The sequence below is a fragment of the Candidatus Endolissoclinum faulkneri L2 genome (assembly GCF_000319385.1).
In the GTDB taxonomy this organism is placed as follows: domain Bacteria; phylum Pseudomonadota; class Alphaproteobacteria; order Thalassobaculales; family Thalassobaculaceae; genus Thalassobaculum; species Thalassobaculum faulkneri.
Genome location: NC_019566.1, coordinates 636099 through 649707 on the forward strand (window position 1 = coordinate 636099; position 13609 = coordinate 649707).

The following is a 13609-nucleotide window of genomic DNA, read 5'->3' on the forward strand; positions in this document are numbered from 1 at the left end:
TTTAATTATAATTTTAATTAAAGTTATATATCATAAAAGTATAATACTTTCACTGTCTTCCCTTAGTGCTTCAAGCACTAGGATGAATATAATTCAAAAAAAATTGTGAGTTAACATCACAATTTTATTTATCCTATGAATTACTATCATTTTTCTGATATAGTTTTCAAATCAAGTTGTGAAATTAGTGCTCTAGTGTAAATGAATTTACTTTAAGTGCTTAAATCTTATCATATCAAAAATTATCGACTTAATAATGTACGAAGTTGGCTATTTCATGCCATTGCTTTTTTATTTAGTTCTGGAGCATTTCATTATTGAATCGACTATTGGATAAGTAAAATAATTCTGTTTTGCTAATTTTAAATTAAATCTCAATATAGAATAGAGACCATAGAAATTTTTTTTGAAAAATTGCTATGGTTAAAAACAAAATATAAAATATTTTTCTAAATAGTCTAATAAATCTAAATTAGATTATCATTATAAGATAATGTACATAAATATGGGGTATTAGTATTATATATATGATTAATTTCAGTCTAAACTAATTGTTATAACTAAAGAAGTTGTAAAATGTATCCTTAGCTTTAAGGAATAGCATATTATACTAGTTAATTTTTATCTATTAAGCCATTGATATAATCGCTAGATAAACAGGAGATCAATAAATATCCTAGTATTATTAATTTAGATTGTGGGATATAAATTTTATTTATAACATCGATTGTATTATTTTGATTTATACATGGTATAAATTCATGCTAAGATTAACAAAATAATATTGAATGTGTATGCAAATAAAACTGCAGTATATTTAAGATAATACAAAGGTATTTCTCTGCCTTCATAGAACATATAAAGGCAGAGATTAGCTATTTTTACGTTCTAAATGAAGTCATTTAAAAGAAAATAATCATAATAGCAAAGAAAATTGAGATATCAAACAACAAAAAGCACAATCATACAATAAACAATAGAAACATCCATTACTATACTGTATTATTTATCGATTTATTAGTATTAGCTTGTTATTCATTAATGGTGAGTGAGTCATTGTTAGCAGAGACATTCACTACATCACCATGCTTGATAGCACCATTAAGTATATAGTTTGCAAGCGGATTTTGCAGAGAACGCTGAATAACTCGCTTTAATGGACGAGCGCCGTAAACTAAATCATAGCCTGCCTCGGCTAGCCATACCAGTGCATTATCATCTATTTCGAGCTGAATATTGGAGTTAGCAAGCATATTTTGCAGTCGAGCAAGCTGAATATTAACGACACTCTTCATATTATCTCGTTCTAATCGGGTAAATATTATCACCTCATCAATCCTATTTAGGAACTCAGGACGAAATGACTTTTGCACGACTTTCATAACCTCATTTTGTACAGAACCCACCGGAGCTCCATCAGGAATTTTTGCAAGAATATATGCACCTAAATTGGAAGTCATGGTTATAATAGTATTGCGAAAATCAACTGTACGGCCTTGACCATCAGTTAAACGGCCATCGTCTAGTACTTGTAATAGGATGTTAAATACTTCAGGATGAGCTTTTTCTATTTCGTCAAATAGTACTACTTGGTAGGGGCGCCGCCGTATAGCTTCGGTTAGATTACCTCCTTCCAAATAACCTACATAACCTGGAGGTGCACCAATTAGACGGGCTACGGAATGTTTTTCCATATACTCAGACATGTCAAGACGAACCATAGCGTGCTCTTCGTCGAATAAGAATTCTGCTAGCGCTTTGGTTAACTCAGTTTTTCCTACCCCAGTGGGTCCTAGAAATAGGAAAGATCCAATTGGTCTATTTGGATCTTGTAATCCAGTACGTGAACGACGTACTGCATTGGATACTGCCGATATTGCTTCTTCTTGCCCTGCAACACGCTTATGTAGGTTAAATTCCATTGCCAGCAGCTTCTCTCGCTCGTTTTTAAGCATCTTATCTACAGGAATGCCAGTCCAGCGTGATACTACCAAAGCGATATCTTCATCTGATACTTCTTCTTTTAGCATACGTGTGGAGGGTATGTTCTCGCTCTGAGCCATCTTTTGCTCTAATTGTGGAATAATTGAATATGTCAATTCTCCCGCTTTTGTTAAATCACCAGCACGTTTGGCTATTTCTAAATCATTACGAGCAACTTCAAGCTTTTCTTTTATTTTTTGAGAACGTGTTAACATCTCCTTCTCTCCTTGCCAACTTGCAGTTAGCTCGGATAAACTTTTTTCCAAATCTCCTAATTCATTTACCAAAATCTTTAGACGGCTGCAACTAGCCTTATCGTTCTCTTTCTTCAAAGCCTCGCGTTCAATTTTAAGTTGTATAATCCTACGATCTAGTTCGTCAATTTGATCTGGCTTACTATCGATCTCCATACGCCGTCGACTTGCAGCTTCATCCACCAAATCAATTGCCTTATCTGGAAGAAAACGATCTGTTATATATCGACTAGACAAATTGGCAGCTGAGATTAATGCGCTATCAGTGATTCGTACTCCGTGATGTAGCTCATACTTTTCTTTTAAACCACGCAATATACACAGCGTATCAAGTACGCTAGGTTCATCTATCATTATTGGCTGGAAACGTCTAGCTAAGGCAGCGTCCTTTTCGATGTGCTTGCGGTATTCGTCAATCGTAGTAGCGCCGACACAGTGCAGCTCGCCACGTGCTAAGGATGGTTTTAACATATTTGAAGCATCGATAGAACCTTCAGCTGCACCAGCACCAACTAGAGTGTGAAGCTCGTCTATGAACAAAATAATATCATCTTGTATTGTGCTTAGTTCATTCAACACTGCTTTTAAACGCTCCTCGAACTCACCACGAAATTTTGCTCCGGCTATTAAAGCAGCTAGATCAAGCACTAGCAATTTTCTTTTTTTTAAACCCTCTGGCACGTCACCGTTAATAATGCGTTGAGCTAAACCTTCAACTATAGCAGTTTTACCAACACCAGCCTCTCCGATCATTACTGGATTATTTTTGGTTCGACGAGATAAAACCTGTATGGTGCGACGAATTTCTTCATCACGTCCAATTATTGGATCTATATTTCCATTCTGAGCTAATTTGGTGAGGTCACGGGTGTATTTTGTTAAGGCGTCAAAATTGCTTTCTGCATTAGCGCTATCTGCAGTTTGGTTTTTACGCATATCTTGTATTACCTTTTCTAGTTTTTTTGGCGATAAAACTTTGTTGATTAATGCCTGTGATGATTCATCTTGCGAAACAATGATAATCGCTTGTAGTAGACGCTCAACAGTAACGTATCTATCGCCTGATTTATTCGCAATCTCTTCTGATTTAGTTAAGACATTTACGACTTCCGGTGACATGTAGACTTCATTTGTAATATCGCCTTCTACTCGAGGTATTTTATTAAGCGTCTCTTCCGCTTGATCTAGCAGAACATTAGGGTCAGCACCGACGCATTTAATTAGGTTAGCTAACCCTTCATCATTCTCAATTAACACCTTAAGAAGATGTGCTGGCATCAGTAGCTGATGACCACGATAGAGTGCTAATGTTTGAGCGGCATGTAGAAAGCTATTAGAGCGATTAGAAAATTTTTCAAAATTCATATTTAAATTTCCGCTAAAATTTAGTCTAGGCTAACAAAAATCATCTTGTATAATCTTAAATGCCTTAATAAGCTATCTGTTATCATTACTTTAGATTGTTAATATGCGTACTGTGGCGAAACCAGTAATAAGATAGAAGGATTTGCCTGCCAAGTCCATTCTTTTATCAAAAATATTATGCAATTTTAATCAAATCATAAGTGATAATTGTCGATTTAATCTAATGTTTTTTACGTAAAATACTTTGAAAGTTATATTTCAAGGAAATTGTTTATTGAAAGGAAAATTAGTATAATTTAAGCATAATTTAATTTGCTTTGCAGTATTGCTATATTAATAAAGAATATATTTCATACGTGAATTTAAAAATTACTTATGCATGTTATTTACTAACTGAGGTTAGCTATAAACCTTACTAGAAAAAAAGTTAACCTGATGCGACAGCCGATAGGCAAATAATTGTTTTACGCCATAAATTTAATAAACTGATTAATTAATCAATAGAATTTATTATTATCGATTTAGATATTTATGTGGCAAGTAGTTCATCGCAAAAAAACATCACCGAATAAAGTAATACGCATTTTAGCAAACTGTTAATATAAGGCAAATTTGCTCTATAGTTAGACGCGGAGGCTATTGTATTACGCCATAGGTTATCAATAACAGTTTAACATTTTATATACACAAGCTTTTTCAGCAAAGGTTTATTTGTATTTGGCATATTGTTTAAATCATTGTTTTTATTTATAGTTTGTATATAACAGTTACCTTTAATATTGAACTAACCAGAAGATATATTGTTTATAAAATAAATTAGCTTATTTATGAAAATGTAATAAATATTATAAATGTAAAAACCTAATTGCATTCGTATATTTTATCTAACGATTTTATCCTAGATAAAAGTCTATTAGCATAATGGAAATTATTTTATACTTAAATTTTATATTAACTTTACTTTATGTATTTTTTTATTATTATTTACTTACTAAAATAAATAATTAATTAAGATTCTGACATTATCTAATGTTACTAAAGCAAATTTCCTACTATAAATCAATTAATTTTAAAACTACTATCAACTCATTTTAAAACAAGCGCTCGGGGTATATTAGATAAATCAGCTTTGCGACTGATTTCTCGCAAACCAGCTTGAAGCATGATAGCCGCAACAGCGTTGGCTTGACCAATGCCCAATTCTAAGATCGTTACCCCATTATATGATAAAACACGACGCAGTAAAGGTGCAAGTACGCGGTAAGCATCCAGACCATCAACTCCACCGACAAGAGCATTAAGCGGATCGTAATTACGTACTCCATCTTCCAAAGATAAAATTTCATCTTCGGCGACATAGGGCGGATTTGATAAGATTAAATCAAATTGATTATCTTGTAAACTGTTCCAGTTCTGACAACGAATTTCAGCTCGATCAGACAGTCCTGTCATCTTCGCATTGTGACGAGCCACTTCAGAAGCGGCTAGCGAGCTGTCAATCCCAAGACCAGTTGCTGTAGGAAACTCTGAAAGAGCAGCCAATAGTAAACAACCGGTGCCGGTACCAAGATCAAGAACACGACTGGGTGGTTTACGATTTATAAATATTTCGAGAGTAGCTTCAATGAGAGTTTCGCTATCGGGCCTAGGGTCTAGGGTATCTGCTGTTACCATCAACTCCAATGTCCAGAAGGAGCATTGGCCGGTAATTTTATTGACTGGCTCTCCAGCAATGTGACGAGAAATTAATGCTTGGAATTGTTCCAAATTCTTACTATCCAGTACTTCTTCTTCGTGCGGCCACACTGTCCTATTCAACAGATGACTAAGTAATAATCGTGCATTAAGTCTAGCATTATTGATACCAGCACAAGCAAAATCAGCAGCAGCAAATCTGATAACGTTGCGAATACTATTCAATTCTTGTCTCGCTCTTAGTTTATCTTTGCCAAACGTTCTGCCTCATCATCAGAGATTAGTGGTTCTATTAATTCATTAAGCGCTTCGCCATTAATCACCTGATCTAGCTTGTAGATGGTTAAATTGATACGATGATCAGTTACTCGACCTTGGGGAAAATTATAAGTACGTATGCGTTCTGAACGGTTACCAGAGCCAACCTGGCTTTTGCGATGGGCAGCACGGGCCTCGTCAGAGGCTTGGCGTTGCATATTATAAAGCCTAGAGCGCATAATACGCATGGCTTTAGCCCGGTTTTTATGTTGAGATTTTTCATCTTGTTGAGTGACAACAACCCCAGTAGGAATATGGGTGATTCGCACTGCACTATCGGTAGTATTCACATGCTGGCCTCCGGCACCCCTAGAGCGATAAACATCTATCCTTATATCTTTTTCCTCAATATGAACATCGATTTCTTTTGCCTCCGGCAGCACCGCGACGGTAGCAGCAGAAGTATGTATACGTCCTTGGTTTTCGGTAACAGGCACTCTCTGTACTCGGTGCGTGCCACTTTCAAATTTTAGGCAAGCATACACTCCTACTCCAGTGATGGAAGCGATTGCTTCTTTATAACCATCCAGTTCATTTTCAGATACATTCATAATCTCAAATCGCCAGCCGCGTTTTTGAGAATAACGTTGATACATGCTAAACAAGTCAGCGGCAAATAGTGCAGCTTCGTTGCCTCCGATACCAGCACGTACTTCCAAGATCACGTTTTTCTTATCTGCCTCATCTTTTGGTAGCAACAAGATCTGTACATCGCGCTCTAATTCAGGCAAGCGTGATTTGATCCTTTCAATTTCTGATTCGACTAGTTTGTTCATTTCTGCGTCTTTGCTATCGACTAAAGCGACAGTATCAGCGAGTTCTGCCCAAGCGCGCTTAAGATTCTCAATCTTAGTAACCACTGGGGTTATTTCCGACAGCTCAAGAGCTATCTTTTGGAATGCGTGGGAATCTAATGAGGATGGCTTAGAAATTAGCATTTCCAGTTCGCGCGCGCGCTCTACCACATGCTCAAATGTTGATTTTACGCTCACTTTTCCTCTCCTTGACTTACGAAGCTATGTAATGAAAATATAGAAATATTAAACTTTTGCTCGATTAAGACAATAAATCTTTAGATTATCGGTAAAACATAATCAGTAGCTCAATTTACTTGGTAATATGAGTTGCATCAATAAAACTATATTATCCTCTAATCAATGCCTTAGTTAGTATAAGCATTTTGGATATCTGCTAAGATGTTACTGGCTAAATATATCTAAATTAATCTCATATATTAAATATTTTATCATTGGTGCTAATAAATATGAGCAATTAAGATCTAATATAAATAGAAAAGTAATACCCGAGAATAGTTCAGAAGATTTTTAATCATTTCTAGCTTTAATAGTGTTTTATTTTCACTTTACTAATTTTTAGTATAAGTTTTGGAATGATCTAACGTTTAGCTAAAAGCTATTCTTTTGGATAAAAAAATTAATTAATGTAAATATTTAAAGCATTTATAGTACAATTAACTATCCGCTTAACGTAGCTATTAAAATAAATATGTGCTAGTAAATTATACTAATTAATAAAAATTTTTTGATTATGCCAATTATTGGCGAGAGATCTTCTGATTGCTAAATGCTTTTTTTAAAGCAGATTTTAATTAACAATAGTTGTCTATTTTGCTCATTTGAGCGCCTTATTTCAACTAGATTAGGCTTTGCATAATTTATAATATGCTTTGCAATTGACCCTACCAGATTTGCATATGTGCCCGAGTATTAAGTATAACAAGTAAGCTATCTTAATCTTAGCCTAACTAAGAAAGTTCTAATCTTACTTAAATCACTTTTTTGGGGAAAAACTAAACGTATAAAATACGATAAAGAATATTGTGGATAAAATAAAAGCAGCCAAAATGATAATCTCTCTCTCGGAAACTACCCTACAAAATCTCAATTTCAAATTTATGATACTTAAGTTAGTATATCATCCACATCCTTGTCACAAGGCAGAAGCTTAATTAATTTAAGCTCAAAACATTAATTAATATATTTATGCTAAATAGCATTCTTAGCTACTAGAAGATGCTGCCGTACGTTTTTTTGGGACAAAGTATATTCATTAGTTCTAATGAAAATTAAGCAAAAACATAATCAATAAGGTCAAGTGAGATCTATTAAGATTAGGTATATTTAACTATAAATAGCTAAAGAAATCTTCTGCTCAATCTAGAATATTATCATTATTAGGTAATGTGCTTAAGTTTTATTATTTTCAATATGATTGTAATCTAAGTCTATTCTGTCGTATCAGTAGAATATACCATGTTTTTTGCTTTAATTTCTGATTCAATCTCGGCGGCTTTTTGTTCAATAAGTTTTACCATATAGTCGACTATATCTTTTCTTTTTAAGCGATGCTTTGGTTGTCCAGCGGTATACACCATATGAGTGCCCCTTCCGCCACCAATAATACCTACATCAGTATAGCTTGCTTCACCCGGGCCGTTTACTACGCAACCGATTACCGCAACAGTCATCGGTGTAGTTATATGTTTTAAGCGATCCTCAAGTAATCGAACGTTTTCTATTACATCAAATTGCTGACGAGCGCAAGACGGACAAGATATCACATTAACGCCACGGTGGCGGAGGTTAAGAGATCTCAGGATATCAAAACCAACTTTTACCTCTTCCTCAGGTGAAGCCGAGAGAGATACACGAATCGTATCACCGATACCACTCCATAAAAGTGCACCAATACCTATGGAAGATTTTACAGTACCGATTCGCTGAGATCCTGACTCAGTCACACCAATATGTAATGGATAGTCACAAACTTCAGCCAAATCCTTATAAGCAGATGTGGTGAAGAAAATGTCAGACGACTTTACACTTATTTTGACATTTTGAAAGTCATTATCTTCGAGAATGCGCAATTGATTAAGCGCACTTTCCACCATTGCCCTTGGACAAGGTTCTCCGTATTTCTCCAAGATTTTCTTTTCCAAACTGCCAGCATTGACCCCAATACGCATTGAGCAATCATTGTCTTTTGCTGCTTTCACCACCTCGCGTACGCGAGAGACAGAGCCTATGTTGCCTGGGTTAATTCGCAGGCAAGCTGCCCCATTTTTAGCTGCTTCGATTGCGAGTTTATAATGAAAATGAATATCAGCAACAATCGGAACGTTTACTTGAGCGGTGATTTTTTTTAACGCTTTTGAAGATTCTTCGTTGGGGCAACTTACTCGAACTATATCAGCTCCACTAGCTTCGCATCGTTGAATTTGTTCGATTGTTGCTTTAATGTTAGTTGTTAGGGTGTTAGTCATGGTTTGGACGGCTATTGGAGCTCCATCGCCTATTGGAACCCTTCCTACATAAATACGACGGGAAAAACCTCGCCGAATGTCGCGATAAGATCGAGCGCTCATGTTAACCTCAGCTATCGGCTAGTTATAGTCTAGCTTTTGTTTTCGTAATATATTACACATACTTTGTATAGCAAAAAGCCAGTCATGCAATTTGGTTGTCGATCTTATCCTTAAATTCTTATTTTATTTATAGTAGGCAATTGGAGTGTATCAAACAACCTAAAAAAAAACAAAGCATAGAGGTCAGATAACAAAGTTGTTATTTTACTTTTGTATCGACAATTAAGCTTGTTATTGCTACTAGGCATGGAATAAACTAGTATTATTTCTGTAGTTAAAGATAATTTTGAACGGTATACTTTATAATAGTTTTACCAAGACTAGCACTAAGGTAATCAGCTAGTTTAATTGTTAGTTGCTCGCACAGATAAAGTTAAATACTGATGATCATGAGAAAATTATAGTTCGAAATATACTTATACAGCTTTTATTATCGAATAAATCATAAGTTTTCAAATGCATATTTCATATCTTAGAATCAATTGTTATTAGTAAATTAAAATGATTAACTTTATGTTTAATTGTGCTTGACAAATTTTTATAAATTGCTTAGCGGTTGCGGGTACAAGATTAGATAATTTATATTGTTCCAATATAATGACTTGTATAATAACAAGCTGTGTAATACTTAATTAAATTAAATATCAATAAAACTATTGGAAGATTGTTAGTTTTACTATATTCTGCCAATATTCGCTGTGTGGTCATAAGCTAGGTAACAAACTGAAGCTAAGGGAAGCTGTTTTTTTTATACATAACAAAAGTTGTTTTTTTGTTATTGCTAAAAATTGTTTGTTTTGCGCCAAATTCATCTAATCCTTATAGATATAAGACTTAGTATTTTGGCGAAAAATTATTTGAAATAATTAAAAACAGGAAATGCATTATATCAACGAATCAAGCTTTTGATTAAAATTAACTTTTATTATATATTTCCTAGTAAACTATTCAACTAAATTTGAATTAATAGCTTAATAGAGCCTTACTAGTGGCAATAGTTTAAATCATACTCGGTAAGTTCTTTCTTAATTTTCTCCTAATAGCTTAGGAGATTCGAATTTAAGTAAAGCACATTGCCCTACATAGATCACCAATTAATGTAGAAATTATTGTGAATTAATGTCTGCTAAATCAATTTTTGAGCTCATTGCCTGATATCTAATGCTGCTCTATGGATGGCTAGCTTACAAGTGCTAGCTATTATTGCTAAACAATTCTATATTCTTACTTACATCAATTATAAATTAATGTTTGGTCAATCTTTAACAAAGCTATTAAATAATCCTAAAATGCAACTTAAAGATAATCAAATATCTTCTGTAGTGTATTTATACATTCGTTGCTTGTGAAATATTATCTGTGTTTAATGTTTCGCTAGTTGTTGATTTAATGCTCCACAACTCATCTAGCTTATAGAAATTTCTTACTTCTGGACAAAATAAGTGAATTATTATATCACCAGCATCCAGTATTACCCAATTTCCACTGTAACTCCCTTCTACAGATACGTTATTAATCCCATGACTTTTGAGCATCCTATGAACATGATCAGCCATAGATAAAACATGGCGTGAAGACCGGCCATTAGCGATTATCATATGATCACCGATCGCAGGTTTATTCACTAGATCGATAACCACCAAGCAGTCGGCTTTATCGTCTTCTAGTAATTTTAGCACCATCTTCTTGAGATTTTTGCTTTGGCTATGAGTAATTTTATTACTTATGGATAACCCTCCTTATTGTCAAAGTGAATTCAGAATAACCGATAGTTCTAGAATTATAAATTTTTCATCTTAGCTACTTACCGCTGCTATTGCTAAACGATTATGCACATTATAAGTTTTTATCTAAATAGTCATTAAACTTTACTATTTAATAGGATCTAAATGATCTGGATTATTTACATTTATACAGTTAATAATCCACTAACTAGCTTATAAAGCACTCGCAGATAAATGTTAATCTTATTAAGATTCATGTAGCTATAAGCTAGGAAATGTACATAATACCTTTTACTAGACAAATGACCTGGAAAAATATGTTATTTATTATCAAAACACAAGAATATTTTTAATGCGTTTGAGTACAATTGTGTGGCAACACGCAAATAAATATTTTAATTGAATTATAACTAATCTACTATTGCGGACTTGCTAATATCTACAATCACAATAGTGTATGTAAAAGCAAGTTGATTAATGTTTTTGTAATATATTAATATCGTGATAATATTAATACTATGTTCGCTACTTAACCAGGTATTTAAATGATACTTTTATGTCAATCTCTTGCTAAGATACTTATAAGAAGTAGTAAATAAATCCTTGATTTTATAATTATACTTAATAATTTAAATAGCTAAAAATTAGCTATTTAAGAATTAGGATATAAAACATATGCATGATATTAATGTATATTAATCGACCTATTGATTAGAAACTTTTAGAAAATATTGATTTTGCTATCTTTAGTATTATAGTGTGCGCTGCAAATTATTATAGTTAAATTCTATTTAATTGCTTGCAATAGGTATTTTTGTATAAAAGGTAGATAAACTGCATGTTTGTAAGCGCAGCACCTATATAATTTTATCATGGCAAAAAGCTGAATTAACCATTGTTATGAGTCATAAGTACCACACTGAGCGGCGGCCGGTTGTTCTTTGTATCATGGATGGTTGGGGCTATCGTACAGATTGTACCAATAACGCCATAGCGCTTGCTGACACACCAAGTGTGAACGCTCTTCTTTCCCGCTGGCCAAGTAGTTTGATAAATGCAGCCGGCAAATTTGTTGGTTTGCCAGACGGACAAATAGGTAATTCAGAAGTTGGGCATATTAACATAGGTGCTGGCCGCATAGTTATGCAAGATTTACCAAAGATTAATTTAGCGATCAAAGATGGTAGTCTTGTTAAACAGCCTGCTATTAGCCGGTTGTGTGATGCACTAAAAAATTCAGGTGGTACATGTCATCTGATGGGTTTGGTATCTAATGGTGGTGTGCATAGCCACTATAGTCATGTAGTGGCTTTAGCTAAGATCATCTCTGCTACAGGTGCCAAGGTCGTGATTCATGTTTTTACAGATGGTCGAGATTGCTTTCCCAAGAGTGCGTTGAATCAGCTTCGCACATTTATTAATGATCTGGACGGGGTAGCTAATATTGCTTCTGTTAGCGGCAGATTTTTCGCTATGGATAGAGACAATCATTGGGATAGAATTGAACAGTCATGGAAAGCTGTTTGCCTAGCAGACGCTAAAAGAAGTGCAGATGACGCTGTCTCTGCGCTGCAGCAAGCATATGATCAAGAGGAAAGTGATGAGTTTATTACTCCAACTGTAATAGATGGTGGTATACCAGTGCAGAATGGTGATGCTTTAGTCATGTTAAATTTTCGAGCTGACCGATCTAGAGAAATTCTAGCTCCTTTTGTAGACGAGAACTTTGACGGATTTTCCCGTTCTCGTATTCCTAAGCTCTGTATTGTTGTCGGCATGGTGCAATATTCTTCTACCTTAGCTTCAAAAATGGTGACCATATTTCCGCCAACTAATATCCCTAATACACTTGGCGAGGTTGTAGCAAACGCAGGTAAAACCCAACTGCGCATCGCTGAAACTGAAAAGTACCCTCACGTTACTTTTTTTCTGAATGGTGGTCGCGAAGAGATATTTGATGGAGAGAAACGAATCATCGTTCCCTCACCCAAGGTAAAAACCTACGATTTACAGCCTGAGATGTCAGCATTAGAATTATGTAATAAACTTGTTTCAGCGATTGATGCCAATACATATGACCTTATTGTTGCTAATTTCGCTAATCCAGATATGGTTGGACATACAGGTTGTTTAAATGCTGCTATCAAGGCAGTGGAAACAGTAGACACTTGTATTGGTCGAGTTGCAGAGGTAGTATTAAAAGTTGCTGGAGTGATGTTTTTGACTGCTGATCATGGAAATTGCGAGATCATGGTTGATCCGGAAACCGGAATAAATCATACGACACATACCAACAATCTAGTCCCTGCTATTTTAGTTGGTGCGCCAGAAAATATAGCGTATCTAAATAATGGCATTCTTGCTGATGTGGCGCCTACTTTGCTTGCTCTAATTGGCATAGAACATCCAGCAGCGATGACTGGTAAATCAATGCTTTTGTATAAACATTAGATGGTAAATTTACCATCTAATAAGTCATTATGGATATAGCTGTTAGTAATCTTAAGAATCAAAGATATTTAATTGTTTTGCTTAAGGTTTGCGTGTGTGGGATAATTGATCGTATTCTTGCATTATTTTAATAAATTGATTATAATAAGTAGATCAGAACAAATATTTTAATTTGTACTTAATAACTATAAATTATAGCTAATTAATATTAGATAATTACTTTTTTATTTATTTATTAAATAGAATACTAGGTGAGCTCGCTCAAATTAAGAATGATCTTAAAAAGCAGAATAGACAAATTACTTGATTTATTTTCTCACAAGAAAAGCAATATTTGCTTTTCTTTGGTAAAGATATTAGCATAATTAAAGTAGATTTAAGCAATTAAGTTTTTCTTAAGACCCGTTTGAATTATTTTTAATTAGCTAGAGTCA

The 13609-nt window shown here is 34.3% G+C and carries 6 protein-coding genes; 1 reads left to right on the forward strand and 5 read right to left on the reverse strand.

What is annotated here, in order from left to right; translation table 11 throughout:
* Positions 1–1031: 1031 nt before the first annotated feature.
* The 5 genes from clpB to rsfS all read right to left on the reverse strand — a co-directional run bounded on the left by clpB (position 1032) and on the right by rsfS (position 10682).
* Positions 1032–3602: an ATP-dependent chaperone ClpB gene (gene clpB / locus A1OE_RS01970; RefSeq protein WP_015088385.1), complete on the reverse strand. Its 2571-nt coding sequence runs from the start codon at positions 3600–3602 to the stop codon at positions 1032–1034.
* 1086 nt (positions 3603–4688) lie between these two features.
* Positions 4689–5522 carry a peptide chain release factor N(5)-glutamine methyltransferase gene (gene prmC, locus A1OE_RS01975; protein ID WP_015088386.1) on the reverse strand — a complete coding sequence of 278 codons (834 nt, stop codon included), beginning with the start codon at positions 5520–5522 and terminating at the stop codon, positions 4689–4691.
* A gap of 14 nt (positions 5523–5536) precedes the next feature.
* Positions 5537–6607: a peptide chain release factor 1 gene (gene prfA / locus A1OE_RS01980; protein WP_015088387.1), complete on the reverse strand. Its 1071-nt coding sequence runs from the start codon at positions 6605–6607 to the stop codon at positions 5537–5539.
* A 1253-nt stretch (positions 6608–7860) separates the two neighbouring features.
* Entirely contained in the window at positions 7861–9000 is a 1140-nt protein-coding gene (gene ispG, locus A1OE_RS01985) for a flavodoxin-dependent (E)-4-hydroxy-3-methylbut-2-enyl-diphosphate synthase (RefSeq protein ID WP_015088388.1), read from the reverse strand.
* Between the two features lie 1328 nt (positions 9001–10328).
* Positions 10329–10682, reverse strand: coding sequence for a ribosome silencing factor (rsfS, locus tag A1OE_RS01990; RefSeq protein WP_015088392.1), 354 nt, complete (start codon positions 10680–10682; stop codon positions 10329–10331).
* Between the two features lie 942 nt (positions 10683–11624).
* Between rsfS and gpmI the strand changes: the two genes are divergently transcribed.
* Positions 11625–13175 carry a 2,3-bisphosphoglycerate-independent phosphoglycerate mutase gene (gene gpmI, locus A1OE_RS01995; protein WP_015088394.1) on the forward strand — a complete coding sequence of 517 codons (1551 nt, stop codon included), beginning with the start codon at positions 11625–11627 and terminating at the stop codon, positions 13173–13175.
* The last annotated feature ends 434 nt before the right edge of the window (positions 13176–13609 follow it).